We start from the raw sequence: 21,697 nt of genomic DNA, 5'->3' as shown, positions 1-21,697 counted from the left end.
ATTTTGTCTAGGAAGCCTTTAGCGGGGCTTCTGGTAAAGCACCTTGCATTCGACCTAGCCAATCGATCAAATTGTCCAGTTGCTGTTCTGGTTTCACCACGCCCAAACCGCGCACCATCACCTTTTTTGGCATATAGACAAAGCGCGATCGCAGGTGATCGGGCAGGTTTTCCGCTAACAGCTTCCAAGCCGGTTCTTCCATCGGCGTTTCTAGAATCACGTGCTGTTTATTCTCGATCCGAATTCGAGAGAAGCCGAGTTGCTTGGCGGTCTGTTTCAGTTCCATTACCCGCAACAGTTGCAAGCAAGCGGGCGGAATCGGGCCGTAGCGATCGCTCCAGTCGGCGGCGATTTCCGTGAGTTCCCGTTTGCTGCTGGCGGCGGCAACCGATCGATAGGCGCTCATCTTCTGTTCCAAGTCTGGAATGTAATCGTTCGGGATAAAGGCTGTTAGGTGCAAATCGATTTGGGTGTCGTCCACCTGCGGGATTTCTTGGCCACGAATTTCATCGATTGCCTCTTGCAACATTTCCATGTAGAGATCAAAGCCGATCGCTTCCATTTGTCCCGATTGTTCTGCGCCCAACAAGTTACCCACACCACGAATTTCCATGTCGCGCATGGCCAGTTGATAGCCCGATCCCAGTTGAGTAAATTCCTGAATGGCGCGCAGTCGTTTGCGGGCGGCTTCTGATAGTAATCCCTGGCGGTTATAGAACAACCAAGCATGGGCTTGTACCCCGGCCCGACCGACACGGCCACGCAATTGGTAGAGCTGAGATAGCCCGAATTTTTCCGCATCTTCGATCAAAATTGTGTTGACGCGGGGAATATCCAAGCCCGATTCCACAATCGTGGTACAGACCAAAATATCCGCTTCACCACTGCCAAAAGACAGCATGGTGGCTTCCAATTCACCCTCGTCCATTTGCCCGTGGGCGATCGCAATTCGCAGGCTGGGAACTAATTCCACCAATTGCGTTGCTACCTTTTCAATGCCTTCTACCCGAGGCACCACGTAGAAAATTTGCCCACCCCGATCGAGTTCTTGCCGAATGGCCGATCGCACCGCTTCCGGGTCGTAGGGAGCCAAGTGAGTTTGAATCGGACGGCGGTTAGGCGGCGGAGTCGTAATCAAGCTCATTTCCCGAATGCCCGAGAGCGCCATATAAAGCGTCCGAGGAATCGGCGTGGCACTGAGGGTCAACACATCCACTTGGGTTTTCAGGGCTTTGATTTTTTCCTTTTGATTCACCCCAAAGCGCTGCTCTTCATCAACCACTAAAAGCCCCAAATCTTTGAACTGAGTGGATTTGCTCAAGAGGGCATGGGTTCCCACCACAATATCCAATTCTCCGGTGGCCAAGCGCCGTTGAATTTCCTTGCGTTCTTGGGGCGATCGAAACCGATTCATCAGCCCAATTTGAATCGGATAGGGCGCAAATCGTTCCTTTAAGGTGTGGTAATGCTGTTGGGTCAAAATCGTGGTGGGAGCCAACAGGGCGCACTGTCTGCCAGCGGTGACAGCCTTAAAAATTGCCCGCACGGCCACTTCCGTTTTGCCAAAGCCCACATCACCACAGACCAAGCGATCCATGGGGCGATCGCTCTCCATGTCTCGTTTTACGTCCTGGGTTGCCTTTAGCTGATCCGGCGTAGGTTGGTAGGGAAATGAATCCTCTAGCTCCTGTTGCCAAGGCATATCCGGCGGCAGGGCCACGCCCCGTTGTTCTGATCGCGCCGCATACAATTGCAGCAAATCCACCGCCAATTTCTTGATCGTTTTGCGAACTTTCGCTTTCGTTTTTTCCCAGGTTTTGCCGGTCATCCGGTGCAATTCCGGCGGGCTATCTTGGGTGCGACGATAGCGCGACAGGCTGCCCACTTGATCCGCCGCCACCCGCAACAATCCATCGGCGTATTGCAGCACCAAATATTCGCGGGTTTGGTTATCAAAAACGATTTTTTCGAGCTTTAAAAATCGCCCAATCCCGTGGTTGCGATGCACCACATAATCGCCGGGAGCCAGCTTGTTGGGATCGACTTGTTTGGAGGTGGCGCGGCGACGTTTTCGCACATAACCGGGCGTGGCCAAGGCGTGCTGACCAAAAAACTCTCGATCGGTCAGCACCGTGATCCGATAGGTGGGCAGCACAAAGCCTTCGAGTTCCGCCAAGCCGGAATATTTGACCGCCACGGGGGTGTGGTTGCCCTGGAGCCGATCGATCGCCTGGAAGTCGCGCGGGCTGGGCACAAACTGCGCCGGACAATCGTGCTCTTGCAGCAGGGCCACGGAGCGGCTGGGCTGGGCCGACAGCAGCCAAATGGCGAATTTGCGATCGACCTCGCCGCGAATGAAGTCCGCCAACTTGCTGAACTGGTGCGGCGTGGGCGGCACGGGCCGGGAAGCCAAATTAATCGGTCGGGGCGGGTTGGCAATCAGGGGCGAGGCCACCTCCGTCGCCAGCTCACTGAGAAAGAAGCGATCGAACCGATCGAGCGCCGCCAACACCTCGCCAAAGGTGCGATGAATCGGTCGCAGGGGTTCCCCGTGGGGCAAGCTGTCCGGGTGTTGATTGACGATCGCCCAATGCTCACCCACCTGCTCCACCCAGCGATCGGCATGGCCCCCGCAATGATCGATCTCATCGATCGCCACGATCGTCCCCTCGGGCAAATAGTCCAGCAAGCAAGCCGGTTGCTCAAAGGCCCGCCCCAACAGCCGCCGCACCCCTTCCGCGTCCGATCGCAACTCCGCTTCCGCCTCCGATTCGTCCACGGGTTCCGGCTCCCAACCCAAGGCCGCCCGGACGATCGGCCCAAAATCCGTCGGAGTCAGCACCACCCGCGCCACCGGATCGAGCGATCGTTGATTAGCCGGGTCAAACTCCCGAATCCGCTCCAAAGCGTCGCCAAACCACTCCAACCGCACCGGCAATTCCGACGACACCGGGAACACATCGATGATGTCGCCCCGCTGGCTCCACTGGCCCTCCGTTTCCACCAAGGAAACCCGCTCATAGCCCAGCCGCGCCAGCTTGCGCCCCAAATCGCCCAAATCCGACTCGGCCCCCGGCTCCAGATTGATGCAGTAGGGATCAAAGGCCGCCACGGGGGGCAAGTGCGGTTGCAGGGCGCGCTCGGTGGTGACGATCGCGATCGGCTTCGGGTCACTGTGGAGCGATCGCCCCCGCAAATCCGCCAACACCTGCAACTGGCCCCAGAGGGTTTCCTGTTCTGGGTCAAAGGGTTCGTAGGGCGAGGCTTCCGAGGTGGGATAAAAATGCAGCGCCCCAAACCCCATCTCCTCCATTTGGGCGGCCCAGCGGCTGGCTTCCTCCAGCGTCGCCGTCACCACCAGCAGCGATCGCCCCCGGGCCTGGGCCAGGGCCGAAATCGTGAAGGCCTTGGGCAACTGGGCCGCGCCGCTAAAAATCAACTGGCGATCGCGATCGAGCCGTCCTAAAAACTCCTCCGTCAAGGGAGACCGCTGCAAGGCACGAACGATCGACGCGAAAGCCATAATCCAGACTCCTTAAAACCTGAGAAGCGCGCCAAAGTCCCCACCACAGGGAATTTGTGGCGCTTTTGCAGCGTTGGCGCGAGTGGTTAACCCTTCTGATTCTAGGAGGTTGTTGGGTACATTTACCGACCGGGCGATCGGGGGCGAAACCGCTCAGGAACCGTAGGGTATTTGGGAGAACGTTTTCGGGGTGACGGCTTGGCTGGTTTGGCTCCCACGCACCGTCGATCGCCTCTCGGGATCACGAGTCGGTTTGGCCGCGGCAATGGCAGCGGTGCGTAGGGCGCAAACCCAATGATGGGTATCCGTGAACCGTTGCCCTACGCACCCTACGGCTACGGCAAACCTGTTAATTCTCAGGGGCGGTAGGGTGGCAGGGGAGAATGCCCCAATGGTTACGAAATGCTTGATTGGCACTCCCATGCACCGAGGATTAAGCGCGGCCCAACCGATCGGGGATTGTCGTTTCTTTGCGATGGGTGGCGGTGCATGGGAGATGAAGGGCAATGATCGTTGATAACCAAGATTGCTCCCATGCACCCTACGGCTCATCATGGACAATTAACGACTTTACAAATCGCAAAAAACCGCTAGGACTGTGGCCTGCTACAGTTCACAAGTCTCGATGCGAGAGAAGAGACACCCACTCCACCCCATCCAACACACTGGAAACAACCCACCACCCCCCCAAAAAGGGAAATTCTCCTTTAGGTGAGAGGCGGGGGTTCATTTTTAGTTCGTCGCGGCTCTTCCAGTCGTCATTCTCTCGCCATCCCACTCGTGTCGCAAAGTCCTCCCAAATCTTAGCACCCGGATACTTGCCCTCATTGGCTCCACAGGCTACGTAAATCTCCTTTTGCACCGAAAAGCCAAACTGACCTTGGCTGTGTTTCACCCACAGGCGATCAATCGCCAACAACTCCTCGCAGGGAAAGTTCAACAGCTCCTCACTCGTGAAGAAATCCCCCTCTTCCTTGCCCACCGTCGTAATCATCAGCCGATAGGTTTCGTCGTCGGCCCCTACCCAGTCGCCTGCGATCATCAGGGCTTCTAGGGTTTCGTAGCGCGAGCTGGCCACGGTTTTTTTCAGGCGTTCCAGCTCCGCCCGTTCTGCATTGCTCAAGTCCAGCCGCTTGGCCGTGGTTTGGTAAATTTTATAAGCCAAGTTTGGGTGCTGCTTCATCGCTTCCCGAATCAAATTCGAGGGATTCACCAACTCTCCATAGAGCAAAATCGTGGCTTCCCAAGCAGGAATCGCAAACTTGTCATACAACATTGATTCTTGGCGCAGCCGCACAACTTCACTCGCTGCCAAAAACTCCTGAAAACTCAGGTGCGAAAACTCATAGATCCCCTTTTCTTGGGTTTCCACCAACAGTTCACTCACCTCCACCATTTGCCGCAAAAAGTCCCGCGCCGAAACCTCCGGGTCGCGCTCTCCAATCGGCTGCACAATCACATCCAACAAATCATGCTCAGTGATTTGCTTGTGGCCCTGGTCATCCCCCGGCCTAGCCCGCAACATCATCGCCAGCGCCAGAATTTGCAGCACCTCTAAGCGCCCCGTCGGTTTCAAACACAGCGAAATCCCTCGTCCTTTGGGACGTTTGGAAATTTGCACCTCGCAAATATCCTCATACAGCTTCACGCGCCGTTGGGGCAGTGGTTGATTCACGCCATGCTCTAGATGAAGGCGACACATCATATTCAGCAGCAGCGGATTCCCAGCCAAGTCGGCTAATTCAGGTCTGGCTTGCAATTGGTCGATCAAAGACTGCGATCGTTCCTCAATTCGCTGCTCAACATCGGGCGTTTTTTGCCCACCAACCGCCTTGATTTCCTGAAAGCCATACCACTGTCGAATAAATTTGGCTTGTTGCTGTTCTGAAAACTGCCGAACCCACAACAAAGCACTGGGTAAAGGCTCATAATGTTCCAAACAAGCCGTGGGACGCGAGGTGACAATCATCACCGATTCTGGAAACTCGCGCATTTGCCGATTAATCCATTGGCTCACGGCCGAACGGTAATCTAGCGGTACTTCATCAAATCCATCAAACATCACCAACGCTTTGCCCTTTTCCAAAAGTTCCAAAATCCAATTGGTTGGAACTTTTAAGGTTTTGCCCTTGGGTAAGCTGGGTAAATGAATCCTGGTCAGAAAATCCGGTAAGTCTGGCGCTTTTTCATCAGAAAGCATCTGCCAATTGGTTTTATTTGCCAAGATCACCAGAAAAGGAATTAACTTAGGGGCGTGATGGCGTTGGTAATTAACCTGGCGTTTTTTTTGACAGTAAACATAGGTCAAATGCTTCAAAAGTGTGGTTTTGCCATAGCCACCCTTGGCCCGAATCAACATTTGACGATAGCTCGGATCGCGCCGAACTTGCTTCAGCAAATCCCAAATTGATTGAATGCAAGCCTCTTGCATCCCTAAATTTTCATTAGGGGACTTTTGTTGCTTTTTGAGCTGCTGCTTTAGCCGTTTCCGCTGCTCGGTATAGCCCCCAACCTGTGGATTGATAGTCAGTTCCAAGGGCACAAAAATTTCTTGTAGCAATGGCCGAATTACACCATCACCCACCTGATCCAGCCCGAGTGGGTCGTCACGCAGACAGGCCCAGCCCTGGCATTCCAAATATTTGGTCTCAAACCCTGATCGCCACCAGTTGATCCTGGCTGTCAATTTTTGATTGGCGATTTTTGCCCAACCCACAAAGGTGTCCACATGGGCTAGCCCCCTCGCCCCCGCCAGTTCTGAGACGCGACTCAGAACACTTTTGCTGTAGCCCTTCCATGCTGTTGTTACGATCAAAAACAGGAGGGTGAGTCCCGCCAACGCCCAGTCTTGTCTCAACAGAAAAAAGACCAATCCACCGCTACCCAGACTCCCGCCCAGACTCTTGGTGTGTTTTGCGAGAGCATCAATGGCCTGCACTACCCAATGTTGGGCGGCGGCTTCAGCATCCTTGTCCTCGGTGGCTAGCTCGGCAGATTGAGCATCCTTGGTGTTGTCTTTATCCTTCGCGTCCGGTGCGGCCGACTTTGAATCGGGGGCTTTTTCGTCCTGCTTGGGTTCCGGCGGAGGCGCAGCAGATTCGTTCGGCATCACGAGTGAGAGAGGCGAGACTTAAGCCCATTATGCCGAATCACGGATTTTGATGAGAGACAGGCGATCGGGAAGACTTGTGAGCGGTGAAGTGGCTGCGGTGTGCGGAAAATTGCCCTACTGGCCGGCTTCGTGGCGTTCGTAGGCGGTGACGATCCGTTGAACCAGCGGATGGCGCACCACATCGGCGCGGGTCAGTTCACAAAAGGCGATCCCCTCAACATTTTTGAGAATCCGTTGGGCGATCGCCATGCCCGAGGTTTGGTGATCCGGCAAGTCGGTTTGGGTAATGTCGCCAGTCACGACCATGCGCGATCGAAACCCCAGCCGCGTCAACACCATCTTCATTTGGGCCGGCGTGGTGTTTTGGGCCTCATCCAAAATCACGAAGGCATTGTTCAGGGTGCGACCGCGCATATAGGCCAACGGAGCCACTTCCACAATGCCCCGCTCCATCAGGTTGGCCACCTTTTCCGGGTCGATCAGTTCGTACAGCGCGTCGTAGAGCGGGCGCAGATACGGATCAATTTTTTGTTGCAGGTCGCCGGGCAGGAACCCCAGCCGCTCGCCCGCTTCCACGGCGGGACGGGTCAGGATCAAACGCTCAAATTCGCCGGCCAGCAACGCTTGCACCGCAATCAGGGCAGCGAGGAAGGTTTTGCCCGTACCCGCCGGGCCGGTGCAAAAGATCAGGTCGTGATTGCGGATGGCTTTGATGTAGCGCTGTTGGCGAAAGGTTTTGGCGCGGATGTTGTCGCCACGTCGGGTGCGAGCGATCGAGTCCTGGTGCAAGTCCGCCAGCTCACCGAGCCGATCGGTTTCGATCGCCCGTTTCGCCGTCAGCACATCCGCTTCATCAATCCGCTGCCCGGCGCTCCAATAGATTTCTAAGGCCTTGACGATTTGTTGGCACAGGGCGATCGCCTTGTCGGGCCCAGTGATCACCAACTCTTGTCCGCGCATCACCAGGGTTGTGCCCGTGTGTTTGGCGAGGGCCTTGAGGGTTTCCTCGCGATGGCCCGCCAGGGTGACGGCGCTGGTGCTGCTGCCCAGGTCGATCGACAGGGGAGCCACCGCTACCGCCCTCGGTTGGGTTGATCGGGTCGCGATCGCCGTCGGTCACCCCCGCGATCGCCCCTGCCCCGGCCGTTGCCGTCTTCTGAGGGGCCCTCGCCCAAGCTGTAGCCGCCATACACGTCCAAAAAGGCCGCGCGACCTTCATGGTGGGCCGCCAAGTCCAAAACCGTGCGGATTGATTGGATGGTTTTGCCGCTGCGCCCAAACACCCGTCCCCGATCGGCCGGGTCAAAGGCCACCCGCAGCCAAACATTGTTGCCCGTGTGCTCGCAGTCAATCCGCAAAGCATCGGGCACTTCCAGCAACGGTTCAATCAGGTATTGCACAAGCCCCTCGTAGTCGATCGAGGGGCTTGGATTCGTCGAAGTTGTCAAGCGGAACTCCGGCTACTCGAAAATGATTAGGGGCAAAGCCACCGGGGCGATGAACGCGATTCAGTGGGGCGATCGCCCGAGCCTTGCCAAACAACAGGAGCAGGCTGCCGGCCAGTCGGGAAGGGAGAGGAATCTCGACAGACCAGAAAACTGCACCTCCAACCCACTAGGCGTTAGCGGCCTTCAGTTGCTCAAAAATGTTGGCCTTTTCAAAGATGCTGCGCACGGTGTCGGTGGGTTGAGCACCAGACTTCAGACGCTCGATGATCCGAGGCACTTCCAAGCGCGTTTCGTTCGTGCGGGGATTATAGAAACCCAGTTCTTCCAGGGCGCGACCATCGCGGCGCGAGGTACTTTGCATCACCACGATGCGATAGCTGACTTCGCGTTTTTTGCCGAGGCGCTTGAGGCGAATCTTAACCATGGGGGCTGTTGCAACCGAATCGAGTGTAACGACTGTCGTTTTTGGGAGCAAACGACAAAAGACAAAACTTGATTCTACGCGCTGAAGCCAGATCGAGGCTAGGGGGTGGCCAGGATTTTTTCGGCGATCGCGGCTGCGGGTCTCTCTATAATCAAATGCGGCAATGAATTCTGCTCATTTGCGGCAATGAATTCGGTGCAGCCGTCGTGCAATGCAACGATCAATGATGGCGATAATGGCGATCCACAGCAGTCGCCATTCGGCCATAGTTGCCTTGCCCATCAGCGCCCATGGGATCGTCACCCGTGCCACTGGTGACGATCCACGCCGACCCACGGCCAGGCCCTGGCGACCATCCTGGCCCTTAGCATCCAACTTTTGAGATCACTCTACCCAAGATTTACGCAATTCCCTATGAGCAGCGCCACCAGCAATAAGGGCAACGACAAAGCCATCGTCAAGGACTATTTCAACACCACTGGGTTCGATCGCTGGCGGCGCATCTATGGCGACGGCGACGTGAACAAGGTGCAACGCGACATCCGCGAAGGGCATCAACGCACGGTGGATACGGTGGTCTATTGGCTGAAGCAAGGGGGCAAACTGGCGGGCCAAACCATCTGTGATGCGGGTTGCGGCGTGGGTTCCCTGAGTGTGCCGTTGGCGGAGTTGGGGGCGATCGTTTCGGGTAGCGACATTTCTGAGGCGATGATCGGTGAGGCCAAGGAGCGTGCGGCCAAGCTGAACTTGGGCGATCGCCTGAGTTTTGAAGTGCAGGATCTTGAGGCGATCGAGGGTTCCTACGACACCGTGATTTGCTTGGATGTGTTGATTCACTATCCCGACCAAGACATTGAAAAAATGATTGGGCATTTGGCCAGCCTTGCCCAGTCGAAGCTAATCCTCAGCTTTGCACCCAAGAGTCCGGTTTATGTGCTGTTGAAAAAAATTGGCGAGCTGTTCCCCGGCCCCAGCAAAACCACACGCGCCTATTTGCACCCGGTGCGGGATGTGGTGCGAATTTTGCGGGCCAATGGGTTTGAGGTCAATCGGCGGGAGTTCATTGGCTCCCAGTTCTATTTCTCGCAAATTCTGGAGGCTGTCCGCCCACAGGAATAGGCGCAAGGCATAGGCGCAAGGCATAGGCGCGAGCAATCCGTGGGGCAACACACATGGATGCGGAGTCTAGCGCGGCTCGATCGGGATGTAATCCACCAGTTACATCCCCCAATGGTGTTCCAGCCGCTCAACCCCACCCACTACAACCCAGCAACTCGATCGCAAATCGAAGTGGGGCAAGGGGCTGAGGGTTTGTTGTCCAATCGCCTGAACCCCTGATTTCACGGTGACAATCTCGTGAGGGACAAGGGGCTTAAGCCCCTTGTTACGACGACTGTGGGTGACGACTGCGGGCATGGAAAATTAACCACTTCTCACTGATTCCAAATTGCAAACTTTTTGCCAAAAACTGATCGTTCATCCACAAAATGCTTCACGGCCCTTTTGGGTGGAAATTCCCTAGAAAAGCTTAAGAAAACCAAAACTTTTAACAGAGATAAACAGAATTGAAGTTTCATCAAAAGTAGGTAAAACAATATTAAGTAGAACACCAATCCCAATCTTGATCAGATCCCAACATTGCATTGACCCAGATCACAGATTTTTAGCTGCACCTTTGCCATGACGACCCGATCGAGTCAGTCATAGTTGCCGTCTGAACAGTTGCAGGCCGCCGCTTCTCTTAAGGGGAGAGTTTGCCGAAATACTGACTGAGTTTTGATTGGGACTCACTTGGTATCAGAGGTAACCAATTAGGGATCGCGTCATTCGGAGGAACCGATGTCTTTAAATTGAAAGGAATTGTTGCTAAATTCCCCCGATCCCCGATCGGCTATTCCATAATGCTAAGAACGAGAATGAATTAACCCCTCGATTCCATGATTGGTTTTGATCACCCTTGTTTCCTGCTCTCAAAACCAGTCGCATCGCCTCTGAAATTGCTTTTTAAGGCATTCTTCCGCTGAGGTTTGTGGTCGGTTGGCCGCCGGCCATTTACTGAATTTGTTGAAGTTATTGACAGTGCTATCTGCAAGGTCGTGAGGAGTCGAAAACGACGGAAATGCTCGAGAACAGCCCTTTCAGTCCCCTACCGCTTGAACTGGACTAATTAAATTGGGCCAATGGAGATCGCGCTCAAATGGATTCCGTCGTTTTTTGAGTTTTCTTGGTCAACGGGATGACTCGGCTCATATCTGTGTTGTTTTTCGTTGTTTTTCGTTGCTGATCGCGTTTTTTTATCACTGGATGTGAAGGATCGATCGCCCAGATCCGGTGCTCCCGCCGCAAATGCTCCTTGCCTTGGGGGGGGCGATCGCACCTTCAGCCCATCCGCCGTTTAGACAAGCCCGTCGATGCCTCGGTTTAGTTCCTCAAATTTTTGCCAGATGGTGACCACAATGCTGACCGTAGAAACGATTTACTGCCCCAACTGTGGTTCGCGTGCAGAGCGTCATCGGATTCGCACGAGCAACGTGATTCGCACCCAGTGCCATGCCTGTGACTATTTGATGGTGACTTGCTCGCTCACGGCTCGGGTGTTGGAAGCTTACGCGCCGGGCATTGCGATCGCCCAACGATCGGCTTAAGTTTTTGCCCAATTCATTCAGCCCAGAACTGGGTGGATTGGGCTAGTGAATCGGGATGATTCATCCAGGGTCTTAATTCAGCGCCTTAATTCAGCTCATTAATCCAGTCGGCGGGTGTTGCCGCTGCGAACCCAGCCCTCGGGGCCGCTTTCGCCCAGGCGCACCCGCTGCCAACGTCGATCGGGACTGTCTCCCAAGACAATGACCCGATCGTTGTAGTCCACACTGCCCAGCCTTGCGCCCGATCGATTGGGAGTCGATCGCAACACCAGCCCGATCGGTTGGGTCACCCGGGCCCGATAAGCACCGGGGGGCAAGGGCGACGGCGGCGGCAAAACTGGGGCTGGGGCAACTGCGCTGCTGGGCGGTGGGGGCGGGGTCACCACTGCGCCGGGTTTGGGATCGTTGGCAAAGCTGGGACGCGGCGGGGCCGTGGCAATTTGGGTGACGATGTAGCGAACGGCAATCACCCCACCGGCAGCCAAAAAGGCGATCGCGATCGCGATGCCACTAATGAGGCTGACCAGCCCGCGCAATAGTTTCCACAGCCAACGCACGATCGTTTGCGACTCCCGATGAGGATCAACCACCAACCCGTCCAAAATATTTCGCTAACCGATCTAGCCCAGAGATTTAGCCCAGATATCTAGCCAGCCTATCTAGTCAGCCTATCTAGCCAGAGATTTAGCCAGATATCCAGTCAGCTATCTAGCCAGGATATCCTGCGATTCAGCCCGTATTTTCCCCTAGAACCCGTTCTGATCAGGGCGGAAATTCGGCCAATTTGGCTAATGCAGCTCGTTCAGCCCATTCAGCCCGATCGATCCAGAATTAGCCCGAGAAAGAAGACAAGCCGCCTAAGGTGGTCGATCGGGATGCTAACCGCGCTTTGCCCGCGGCCGCCCATTGCTGAAGGGCTTCGATCTGCTCGCGGGCCGTGCGAGCCAGGGGCACAATTTGGCTAACGGCGGCCACGATGTCATCGGTGGTGAAGTCGCGGTTTTCGCTGAAGCCAATGTGCATCGCTTCCACGATCGCCTGTTCAATTTCGGCCCCGGAAAAGTCCGGTGTTTCGTAGGCCAGGCGATCGAGGTCGTAGGTTTTGAGATTGTGGGGGCGCAGTCGGCTTAAATGCACCTCAAAAATTTCGCGGCGCTCCGGCTGGCTGGGCAATCCCACAAAAAAGATTTCGTCAAATCGCCCTTTTCGCAACAGTTCTGGCGGCAAGGACTGGATATCGTTCGCCGTGGCCACCACAAAAACCGGCGATTGCTTTTCCGCCATCCAGGTGACAAACGTGCCAAAAACCCGCGAGGCCGTGCCGCCGTCGCCCTTGCTGCCCAATCCGGCGAAGGCCTTGTCGATTTCATCAATCCACAGAATGCAGGGGGCGAGGGCTTCCGCGAGCTGAATGGTTTGGCGAGTGCGGGATTCAGACTCACCGACCAAGCCGCCAAACAAACGCCCCACATCCAACCGCAGCAAAGGCAAGTGCCAATGGTGGGCGATCGCCTTGGCCGTCAAGGATTTGCCAGTGCCTTGAATCCCCACCAACAACAGCCCCCGAGGATGGGGCAGGCCGTATTGGCGGGCCCGCTCTGAAAATGCGCCCCCACGCCGCAGGAGCCAGGCTTTCAGGTTGTCTAGGCCGCCAATGTCGGACATTTGTTCCGTGGCGGGGCAAAAGTCCAAAATTTGGGTTTGGCGGATCGATTGGCGCTTTTCTTCCAGGATCAGATCCATGGTTTCGGGGGGCAGGTTGCCGTTTTGGGCGATCGCCCGGCCCAACACCCGCCGCACCCGATCGAGCGAGAGGCCTTGGCTCGATCGCACCAAGTCTTCTAAGTCTCGTCCTTCCAAGGTTTGGCCCGTGGCGGTCGCTAGCCGTTGCACCTCTTGGCGCAGTTCATCGGCGGCGGGCAGGGGAAATTCCAACACTGTCAGCACTTCGCTGAGGTCTTCGGGAATTTGCACCTGCGGGGAAAGGAGCACGATGTTTTTGGGTTGGGCCTTGAGCGATCGGGCCAAGTTACGCAATTTGCGGGCGATCGCAATATCATCCAAAAATCGATGAAAATCTCGCAAAATAAAGACCCCTGCCGCTGAATCGGGGAATTTCTCTAAAAATTCCAGCGCTTGCAGCGGATTGCGCTTGGCCGCTCCCAAATCATTGGGACTGCCGCTGTAGCCTTCCACAAAATCCCAAACATAGACCCCACGATTGCCCTGGCTTTGGGCACATTGGGCGATCGCCTTTTCCACCCGCTCCTCTTCGGCGGTGGGGATATAAATCAGCGGATAACGGGCCCGCAGTAGCAGCGAAAATTCCTGAAAAAAATTCATATTAATGACCTACTCGCCAGCGGCCGAGTCCGAAATGCTGAAATTGGCTCTAGGGCGCTTGCACGGCTTCTCTGCCCGCAATTCAGCATACCGCCTCTATTGTTGAGGCGTGTGTTGTGGCTTGTGTTGCGGCCTGGGTAGGCGGCCCAATCCTGAGGTTGGTTATCGAATGGCTCAAAATCCCAACGCCACTGTTAGCGGATCGTGGCGGATGAAATCGTTGAACCCGATCAGGGCTGCTATCAGCTAGTCCACAATTAAACCGTCGCGAATTTGAATTTTGCGCTGGGTGCGATCGGCGATCGCTAAGTCGTGGGTAATCAGCACAATGGCAATTTGTTGCTGATGCAATTGATCAAATAAATTCATCACTTCTTGGGTGGTTTGGCTGTCCAGGGCACCGGTTGGCTCGTCCGCTAACAGCAGGGATGGCTGATTGATCAACGCTCGGGCGATCGCCACCCGTTGTTGTTGTCCCCCCGACAGTTGATTGGGCCGGTTATGGAGTCGATCGCCCAACCCCACACTCACCAAGGCGGCTTCGGCGCGGGCCCGGCGATCGGCTTTGGGAATGCCAGCATAGACGGCCGGTAGCATCACATTTTCCAGGGCTGTGGCGCGGGGCAACAGATTAAATTGCTGGAAAACAAAGCCAATGCGTTGATTGCGAATGTAGGCTAATTCTGTCGAATTCAGCGCAGTTAAGTGGCGATTTTCGAAGGTGTAGGTTCCTTCAGTGGGGCGATCGAGGCAACCAATAATATTCATCAGAGTTGATTTGCCTGAACCCGAACTTCCCACGATTGCTAAGTAGTCGTTGGCGGGAATGTCCAAATCAATGCCCTTCAAAATCGGCACGCTGGTTTCGCCCAGTTGATAGCTTTTGGTGATGTTTTGGAGCGTAATCATGTGGAATTACCTCACTCGCTGCGGAGGGCGGTAATTGGGTCGAGTCGGGCCGCATTACGAGCCGGAATTACCCCCGCCGCCAAGCCCACCAAGGTGGATAGCCCAAACCCGATCACCACAGCACCCCCCGAAATCACCAAGGCAAATTGAAAAGCCGTAGCCGCCACCACAGTGACACCAATGCCCAACACAATCCCGATCGTGCCGCCTAGGACAGAAATGGTGACGGACTCCACCAAAAACTGACTGAGAATGGCGTGATCGGTTGCCCCAATCGCTTTGCGAACCCCAATTTCGCGAGTGCGTTCCACCACCGAAACCAACATAATATTGGCGATGCCGATGCCACCCACCACCAAAGAAATCGCCGCAACGGCCACAATGGTGGTGGTGAGTAATCCCAAAATAGTGGTCAAGGTTTTGAGGATATCAGCCTGGTTGGTGACGCGAAAATCATCATCGGCGGGCGACATGATTTTGTGGCGCAATCGCAAAATATTGGTGACTTGAAATTTCAGGGTTTCTAACTGCGATTCATGCTGACTTTTAATAAAAATGCCATTCACAGAAATGCCTGTCAGCGCATTCCTACCGATCGTGCGGGCTGACATGGTGGTTAGGGGAATATAAACCGCATCATCGCGATCCTGTGGCCCCTGGGAACCCTTAGCCTCCATCACGCCGATCACTTTGTACAGTTCACCGCGAATGCGAATTTTTTGGCCAATGGGATCGATATCCGCCGGAAACAAATTCCGCTGCACTGTGGGGCCAATCACCACCACTGAAGCCGTTTCATCGAGTTCTGACTGACGGAAAAAACGTCCCACTTGCGGATAGGTATTGCGTGCATCTGGAAAGCTTAAATCCGCGCCATAGGCTGTGGTGGAGGTGTTGGTTTGGTTGAAAACCACCTGCACGGGCCGTTGTAAATAGGCCGCAACGACGGTGGCTGAGGGTGCTTGCTGGGCGATCGCCTTGGCATCTTCCCAGGTGAGGGTGCTGACTGATCCCATGGCTTGCACCACGCCACCACTTTTCGCCGAGCCAGACATCACCTGCAACACATCGGTGCCGAGGCTGCGAATGCTGTCTTCCGTGGACTTTTGCACGCCCTGCCCGATCGAGGTAATGGAAATCACCGATGAAATCCCAATAATCACCCCCAACATCGTCAAGGCACTGCGGAGCTTGTTATTCCAGAGAGATTCGATCGCCATTTCCATGATGTCGATCGCCGAAATTGTGAAGCGATTAGGCTTTGCTTGGGTCATGGCAACATTCACCAGCCATTGGATAGGATCAGTCCCGATCGGTTAGTTCAGACCGACCGAATTTCAGCAGTCAAAATTGCAGCCAAAAATCCTAGGGAGGCGGTGGGGCTTTGGGCAGAATACTGAAACCTTTTGAGCCAGAATCCAAATTGCTGGGCGGGCTGACTAAGACTTGCTCATTGCCCTGTAACCCGGTCTTCACTTCGGTGGAGCCTTCGACTGTCACGCCGGTTTCAATCTTGCGAAAAACTGGGTTACGATCGGCTCCTAAAATATAGACACCTTCACCCTCCGCTCGGCGTACAACAGCCGCATTAGGCACGAGCAAAGCACTGGCAAGTTGCCCAATTTCAAACTCAGCTTCGACATTCATGCCTGCTTTTAACTGGTTCGATCGGGCATCGTCGATCGCAATGTAAACTTCAAAGCTCGTCACATTTTGCGAGACCGTTGCCTTTGGGGCAATTCGGGCAACGCGACCCCGAAATTGTTGATTGGGAAAGGCATCGACTTGAATGCTCACGGGCTGATTGAGGCGAATATTGCGAATTTGTGCCTCCGCTAAATTCACCACCACTTCTTGGCGATCGCTGGCCAAAATCAAAATCGAAGAAGAAGATGCCGATTCGCTGCCGCCCGCGACTGATGGGCTAACAAATGAACCCACATCGGCATATTTTTTAATCACAATTCCATCAAAGGGAGCGGTGATTTTGGTGTCTTGCAGTTGGGTTTGAATCGATCGCAAATCGCCGCGCGCCGACTGCACTTGGGCCTTGGCTTGGGCAATATCTTCTACACGGCTACCCGCTTTGAGCAGCGCAACGGCTTGTTGTTGTTGACGCACACGGGCGATCGCTTGGGCGATATCTTCTTGGCGAGTACCGGCCCGCTGAAGTGCTAGGGCTTGGGTTGCCTCGCTTGCCTGTCGTTGCGCCACCTCATAGTCCGTGCGTTTTTGGTCGAGGGTCTGAGCTGAAATCGCCCCGTCCTGAAATAGCTCCTGATAGCGCTGGTAGTCGGACTCGCGCTGCTTGAGGGTGGCTTGGGCTTGCTGCGATCGCGCCACCGCCTGGGCAATTTCCTGGGGGCGATTCCCCGATCGCAACATTTGCAACTGGGCCTGACGCTCTGCCAGTTGGGCCTCCGCCTGAGCAATGTCTTGGGGGCGATTGCCTGCCATCAGCCGCGCCAAGTTTGCTTGCTGCTGGGCCAGTTGGCCCTGACGCTGCATGAGCTGGCCTTGTAAATCCGCATCGTCCATGAAGGCGATCGTCTGTCCCTGGCGCACCCGATCGCCTTCCTTCACCAGCAGCGCTTTGACAATGCCCGCCGTTTTGGGGCCGAGGTTAATTGATCGCTCCGCCGCGATCGTCCCATTGGCGGCGATCGTCACGGTCACGGTTTGTCGGCGCACCGGCTGCGTCAACATCACCGTGGTTGAGCGCGCACCCCCCGTCAGTTGAGCCGCCACATTCCCCCCACCAAACAGCAGCAGCGGCACAAGCGGCAGCCCCCACTTGAGCCAGCGCCCGCGATCAGTGGGCTGAGGCGTGGCGGTGGGCTGGTTGCCAAGGAGGTTGGCAGCGCCGGACAGCCGAACAAGTCTAGAACGGAGATTGGATAAAACGTTGGACACAATCGGGTTCTCCAGATAAGTGCTGGGGGACTGTCTGAGGGCCGGCCGAAATCACGGCCTTGAATCGTCAAGGAGTAGATGGAGTGATCGTGGCGGAATCCTTGAGCGATCGCCTTGCGATTAAGCGCGATCGCAAAGCGTTTTGAGCGGTTAGTCGGGAACGGACATTCATCAAAAGTTAGTACTTACTTATTAATTGAGCAAAAAAAATTGCCTTGAAAATGCTCAATTCCTTGCCCAAGATGGGGTGGCGGTCGGAGGCCGAAAACGCGATCGCCCTCCTCTCAGCTCGTTGGTGGGCTCTCTGGTGTGATGCCCGCCCACAGGATGTCAATTAGACTGGCCACAAACTGCGATGGTTCAATCCGGCTGTTTGGCTTCACCTCGAGTGGTTGGGGTTCTGGTCGGATTTTGGGCCCCTGTGCAAGGGGTGGCATCTGTGGCAGCGACTGAGCCATCGGGGGTAGTTCATGGGCAATGACATAGTTGATGATGCTGCCCACGAGCAGGTGAGCCAGCGCCATCGAGTCGATCGTCCGCAACCAGCCCCTCGCCACGGCCCGCTCCAAAAACGCCGCCAGCATGTAGCTATCGCGTGCCGGGGGCGGTAGTGAGTTGGGGGAGTGGGGCGGATGAGGCATTTTTTTTTGCGCCATCATCATGAACACCCGTGGCAAGCCTTCTTGATAGAACGCCAACATTTCGCCACAGATTTCCGTCAACTCGGCTTTGATGTTGGCGGTGGGCTGGCGATCGGACAAGCGCTTTACCCAGTCGGGCGTTTCTGTCACCCCCATGGCGGCAAAAAACAGGGCTTGCTTGGTAGGAAACCGTTTAAACACCGAGGCTTCCGAAATGCCGGCGCGCCTGGCAATTTCCACCGTTGAAGCCTTCACGCCTTGCTCCAAAAACACCTGACGAGCGGCAGTCAAGATAGCTTCGTTGGTGATTTTAGGTGGGCGAGGCATAAAAAGTAAGCACTTACTTATTTAAGAGTTTGCGCGAGTTTTCTAAGCTCGTCAAGACCCATGCCCGATCGCCCCCGGGCTGGCCGCCGCCCGATCGCCCATGGTGGATTGGCTCAAGGGGGCAGGGTTTGCTCGAACCAGTCCTGTAGGGTGGCGGCGATCACCTCAGCCAGTTGGTCTTGAGCGGCCGGATCGGTAATCCACTCAGACTCCGTGGGATGGCTCATAAAGCCCAGTTCCATCAACACGGAGGGGGCGATCGTGGGGCGAGCCAGGGCTAGGTTGCCCCAAAACACGCCATAGGACGGGCGATCGAGTCGGCGGGTCAGTTCGTCATGCAAAAACTGCGCCAAGTCCTGGGCTTGGGCGTGATACCAAAACATGCCGATCCCTTGGGTGGTTTCGGCGTTGCCATCATCGGGCAAGGCGTTGTAGTGCACCGAGAGGGCGATCGTCGGTTCCAGTTCGGCAATTTGGGCCAGGCGATCAGGAATGGGCAAGTCTTGGTCGGTCGATCGAGTCAGCACCACTCGCGCCCCGCGTCGCTCTAGGGCTGCTTGCAGTTTCAGGCTGGTTTGCAGGTTGGGGGTCTTTTCGGGGATGCCGGCCGCATTAATCGCGCCCGGCTCCCGGCCCCCATGGCCCGGATCCAGCAAAATCGTGATCCCCGAGAGGGGCGATCGCCCCGATCGCGCGGGCGGATGCTTAATCCGCCAATGGAGCACATTGCCTTCGTAGCGCAGAGTCCAGCCCCAGGCTTGGGTGGTGGCGAGCCGGGCCCGATATTCCAGACGATTTCCCGGCAACACCTGCCAGGTGAGCTGACGGATCGCCGGGTTGCGTTGCAAAAACAGGGTGTCCGTTTGGGCGATCGCCTGATGCAACGTCAGCACCAAGTCCTGATTCTCTTGGCGCACTTCCACGGGCACCGGCTCGCTCAGGGGCAACTGCACTTCCACCGCTGTTCCCTGATTTTGGGCCCGAATCCCTTGCACCACCGCTTGCAGGGGGGGGGAGCTGGGTTCGATCGCCACTTCACTGGCCTGGATCCAAGCCCCATAGCTGAGGCGCAACCAATCGCCCTGGCGGCCGGTGATGGTGGCTTGGCTGCCTTGGGGCAAGGGGGTGAGGCGGCTGTGGTCTGTGCTGGGGCCCGTGCGCGCCACCCCCCAAGGAACCGTTACCCGGGCCCGATCGCGTCGATCGCGCGGCCAAACGGTGATCCGACCGCGAGGGGTCATGGGCATTTCGCCATCGATGTAAAACCGCACCTGGCCCCAATCATCGGGGCGATCGGGCGTGAAGCAGCCCTCATAGGTGGTCAACGATGGTGGCGGGGGATCGCTGCCCGTCAGTACCGAAGAATTGGGCAAGGGCGATCCAGCGGATGGACGGGGCAACATCGGAAACGTCCGTTCCGCCACCCGCGCATCAATGGTCAAGTTGGGCCGCCCCGTCACCCGCAGGCAAATTGGCTCCCCGATCGGCCAGCCCCAATCGGCCATCGGCTCCAGGGTGGCCAGGGGTGTGCTCAACAACGGCTGATGGGAAATGCGGGTGATTGTGCGAATTTCCGTGCGATCACCCCAGCGGATTTCAAACCGGTTGGGGCCCAGTTGCAGCGGAAAACTGGGGGCAAAATGCCCAAAGGCACTGCGATTCACCCCTTGGCCATTGATCGTGACCGAGCCAGAAGGCGGCGCAGTGCCTAGAAAAAAGATGCGATCGCTCGAGGTTTGATGACCCTCCGGCGGATAAACCAGCCGTAATTCCGAGGAACTGGGGGCCGGCTGGGCGATCGCCACCCCCGCCCATAGCAACGGCGCGATCGCCCCCACCATCAGCCGAGAAGCGCCCCCCAGCTCCCACGGTCTCATTTACTTGCTGGCCCGCTCAAAGGCGGCCTTGAACGCCTCAGGACTGGGCGCACCCTGCACCGGTTCACCGGCCATCAAAAAGGTGGGAGTGCCTTCCAAACCCAAGCTTTCTGCCAACTCAGCATCGGCGGTCACGGCTTTTTTGGCCGCCTCGCTGTTGCGATCGCGCTCAAATCGGTTCAAATCCAATCCCAACTTCTTAGCCAATTCCCCATACAAGCCATCGGCCAAGCGCGATTGGTTGGCAAACAGTTCATCGTGATATTCCCAGAACTTACCCTGTTGCTGGGCAGCCCAAGCGGCCTGGGCGGCGGGAACCGCCTGGGGATGGATGCTGGTGAGGGGGAAATGCTTAAAGGTCAGAATCACCCGATCTTGATAGTCCTCCATGAACTGCTTCAGGGGAGCCAAGGCCCGACCGCAGTAGGGACATTGAAAATCGGAAAACTCCACCAACAGCACCCGTCCTTTGCCAAGGGTGGGAGAGTTGCCAATCACCTTTTTCGGGTCAGATTTGGCATCGCGGGCGAAGTTTTGCCGCAATTCCCGCTGCTTTTGGGACTGCTGCTGGTTATAGTCCGCCACGGACTCCAAAATCACTTGCGGATTTTTGCGGATCACGTCCAGCACTTTGGCTTCAAAGTCCGCATCCACATTGCCCCCAGCGGACAGGGCGATCGGCTGGCAAGCCACCAAGAAGACGGTGGTGGACAGGGCTAAGGCTCCGGCTCCGGCCCAAAAGCGCAGGGAGGATGCCCGAAACAACCAATGGGCAAGGGTTTGAAAAAGGGTTTGGAGGGTCTGGAATGCCTTGAGCATGGGCCTGAGCCTAAATGAAAGATCCTGAGAGCGATTAAAAAACAAACGGAGCAACGGCCAGCGGCGCAGACGACCCGACGGGGGCAGGGTGACCCAATCAGCGACCCAAGCGCTGCCCTGGGGCCATGATCTGTCCCCGCAAAGACGGATCGGGGAGGCCAATGGCCAGTTCCTTAGTCGGCGGTGTTGGGGCGATCGGGGCGTTGCAACATGGCAATCAACAGACAAATGATGCCCACATTAATCGACACATCCGCCAGGTTAAACACCGGGAACCGAATCAGCCGGAAATCCAGAAAATCAATCACATGGCCCAGGGCAAAGCGATCGATCCCGTTGCCCAACGCGCCCCCCAGCACGAACCCATAGCCCCACTGTTCCCAGCGGTTCATGCGTGGGCTGCCCAGGGCCAGGGCCATCAGGGCCGCGCTGACCGCCAACGAGAGCCACCGCAGCCAGCCGCTGCCCTGGAACAGACTGAAGGCCGCGCCGGAGTTGACCACGTAGGTGAAGTGAAACCAACCGGGGATCAGCGGGATGGTCTGGGGCGGAATCGTGAGGGCGAAGGTGCTGGCGACCCAGGCTTTGGTGATGCGATCGACCCCGACACTGGCAACGGCCACCACCCAAAACCAGCCATTCTTGGAGACCAGGCGGCCACAGGATTTGGCCCAGGCGGGAATCGGTTTGGATCGAGACTCTGGCACCGGACTATC

17 protein-coding genes are annotated in these 21,697 nt (G+C 56.3%); 3 read left to right on the top strand and 14 right to left on the bottom strand.

Translation table 11 applies throughout. The features are described from left to right. Positions 1-7 precede the first annotated feature (7 nt). The 5 genes from mfd to rpsP all read right to left on the bottom strand — a co-directional run bounded on the left by mfd (position 8) and on the right by rpsP (position 8,507). The gene (gene mfd, locus ACZA91_RS08060) at positions 8-3,523 is read right to left on the bottom strand and encodes a transcription-repair coupling factor (RefSeq protein WP_463185948.1); all 3,516 of its coding nucleotides are present in this window, start codon (positions 3,521-3,523) and stop codon (positions 8-10) included. Positions 3,524-4,136: 613 nt separating this feature from the next. Continuing rightward, positions 4,137-6,632, bottom strand: coding sequence for an NACHT domain-containing protein (locus tag ACZA91_RS08055; protein WP_463185946.1), 2,496 nt, complete (start codon positions 6,630-6,632; stop codon positions 4,137-4,139). Positions 6,633-6,749: 117 nt separating this feature from the next. Next, on the bottom strand, positions 6,750-7,706 hold the full coding sequence (locus ACZA91_RS08050; protein ID WP_463185944.1) for a PhoH family protein: 957 nt from the start codon (positions 7,704-7,706) through the stop codon (positions 6,750-6,752). Between the two features lie 2 nt (positions 7,707-7,708). Continuing rightward, complete coding sequence (locus ACZA91_RS08045; RefSeq protein ID WP_463185942.1) at positions 7,709-8,083, bottom strand: KH domain-containing protein; 375 nt, start codon at positions 8,081-8,083, stop codon at positions 7,709-7,711. 166 nt (positions 8,084-8,249) lie between these two features. Continuing rightward, on the bottom strand, positions 8,250-8,507 hold the full coding sequence (gene rpsP, locus ACZA91_RS08040; protein ID WP_099533799.1) for a 30S ribosomal protein S16: 258 nt from the start codon (positions 8,505-8,507) through the stop codon (positions 8,250-8,252). Between the two features lie 414 nt (positions 8,508-8,921). Between rpsP and bchM the strand changes: the two genes are divergently transcribed. The 3 genes from bchM (at position 8,922) to ACZA91_RS08025 (ending at position 11,152) form a co-directional block, all read left to right on the top strand. Further along, entirely contained in the window at positions 8,922-9,626 is a 705-nt protein-coding gene (gene bchM, locus ACZA91_RS08035; protein ID WP_190353475.1) for a magnesium protoporphyrin IX methyltransferase, read from the top strand. A gap of 39 nt (positions 9,627-9,665) precedes the next feature. Then, entirely contained in the window at positions 9,666-9,845 is a 180-nt protein-coding gene (locus ACZA91_RS08030) for a hypothetical protein (RefSeq protein WP_463185939.1), read from the top strand. Positions 9,846-10,951: 1,106 nt separating this feature from the next. After that, positions 10,952-11,152 (top strand): replication restart DNA helicase PriA, encoded by a 201-nt coding sequence (locus ACZA91_RS08025; RefSeq protein ID WP_234406970.1) that lies wholly within the window; start codon positions 10,952-10,954, stop codon positions 11,150-11,152. A 98-nt stretch (positions 11,153-11,250) separates the two neighbouring features. Here ACZA91_RS08025 and ACZA91_RS08020 read toward each other — a convergent pair whose 3' ends face one another. The 9 genes from ACZA91_RS08020 to lspA form a co-directional block, all read right to left on the bottom strand. After that, positions 11,251-11,742, bottom strand: a complete 492-nt coding sequence (locus ACZA91_RS08020) for an SH3 domain-containing protein (RefSeq protein ID WP_190353476.1) — start codon at positions 11,740-11,742, stop codon at positions 11,251-11,253. A 241-nt stretch (positions 11,743-11,983) separates the two neighbouring features. After that, complete coding sequence (locus ACZA91_RS08015) at positions 11,984-13,495, bottom strand: AAA family ATPase (protein WP_099532380.1); 1,512 nt, start codon at positions 13,493-13,495, stop codon at positions 11,984-11,986. Between the two features lie 246 nt (positions 13,496-13,741). Continuing rightward, positions 13,742-14,404, bottom strand: coding sequence for an ABC transporter ATP-binding protein (locus ACZA91_RS08010; protein ID WP_463185935.1), 663 nt, complete (start codon positions 14,402-14,404; stop codon positions 13,742-13,744). Positions 14,405-14,415: 11 nt separating this feature from the next. Then, the gene (locus ACZA91_RS08005; RefSeq protein WP_463185933.1) at positions 14,416-15,678 is read right to left on the bottom strand and encodes an ABC transporter permease; all 1,263 of its coding nucleotides are present in this window, start codon (positions 15,676-15,678) and stop codon (positions 14,416-14,418) included. 91 nt (positions 15,679-15,769) lie between these two features. Next, positions 15,770-17,317, bottom strand: a complete 1,548-nt coding sequence (locus ACZA91_RS08000) for an efflux RND transporter periplasmic adaptor subunit (RefSeq protein ID WP_463185931.1) — start codon at positions 17,315-17,317, stop codon at positions 15,770-15,772. A 284-nt stretch (positions 17,318-17,601) separates the two neighbouring features. Then, positions 17,602-18,249 carry a TetR/AcrR family transcriptional regulator gene (locus ACZA91_RS07995; RefSeq protein WP_242030671.1) on the bottom strand — a complete coding sequence of 216 codons (648 nt, stop codon included), beginning with the start codon at positions 18,247-18,249 and terminating at the stop codon, positions 17,602-17,604. A 149-nt stretch (positions 18,250-18,398) separates the two neighbouring features. Continuing rightward, a complete protein-coding gene (locus ACZA91_RS07990; RefSeq protein WP_463185929.1) occupies positions 18,399-20,162 on the bottom strand; it encodes an N-acetylmuramoyl-L-alanine amidase in 1,764 nt (587 codons plus the stop codon). Continuing rightward, entirely contained in the window at positions 20,163-20,981 is an 819-nt protein-coding gene (locus ACZA91_RS07985) for a DsbA family protein (RefSeq protein ID WP_158234367.1), read from the bottom strand. Between the two features lie 173 nt (positions 20,982-21,154). Next, positions 21,155-21,634, bottom strand: a complete 480-nt coding sequence (gene lspA, locus ACZA91_RS07980; RefSeq protein WP_190353670.1) for a signal peptidase II — start codon at positions 21,632-21,634, stop codon at positions 21,155-21,157. Positions 21,635-21,697: the final 63 nt, after the last annotated feature.

The sequence above is a fragment of the Limnothrix sp. CMB-01 genome (assembly GCF_055193175.1).
Note: the sequence above shows the minus strand (reverse complement) of the source record. Positions and strands in the feature narration are given on the sequence as shown.

Excerpts from the sequence above, each read along its gene's own strand:
- mfd (WP_463185948.1), bottom strand. The coding sequence starts at position 3,523 with ATGGCTTTCGCGTCGATCGTTCGTGCCTTGCAGCGGTCTCCCTTGACG.
- ACZA91_RS08015 (WP_099532380.1), bottom strand. The coding sequence starts at position 13,495 with ATGAATTTTTTTCAGGAATTTTCGCTGCTACTGCGGGCCCGTTATCCG.
- rpsP (WP_099533799.1), bottom strand. The coding sequence starts at position 8,507 with ATGGTTAAGATTCGCCTCAAGCGCCTCGGCAAAAAACGCGAAGTCAGC.
- ACZA91_RS08055 (WP_463185946.1), bottom strand. The coding sequence starts at position 6,632 with ATGCCGAACGAATCTGCTGCGCCTCCGCCGGAACCCAAGCAGGACGAA.
- ACZA91_RS07985 (WP_158234367.1), bottom strand. The coding sequence starts at position 20,981 with ATGCTCAAGGCATTCCAGACCCTCCAAACCCTTTTTCAAACCCTTGCC.
- ACZA91_RS07990 (WP_463185929.1), bottom strand. The coding sequence starts at position 20,162 with ATGAGACCGTGGGAGCTGGGGGGCGCTTCTCGGCTGATGGTGGGGGCG.
- bchM (WP_190353475.1), top strand. The coding sequence starts at position 8,922 with ATGAGCAGCGCCACCAGCAATAAGGGCAACGACAAAGCCATCGTCAAG.
- ACZA91_RS08025 (WP_234406970.1), top strand. The coding sequence starts at position 10,952 with ATGGTGACCACAATGCTGACCGTAGAAACGATTTACTGCCCCAACTGT.
- ACZA91_RS08005 (WP_463185933.1), bottom strand. The coding sequence starts at position 15,678 with ATGACCCAAGCAAAGCCTAATCGCTTCACAATTTCGGCGATCGACATC.
- ACZA91_RS08010 (WP_463185935.1), bottom strand. The coding sequence starts at position 14,404 with ATGATTACGCTCCAAAACATCACCAAAAGCTATCAACTGGGCGAAACC.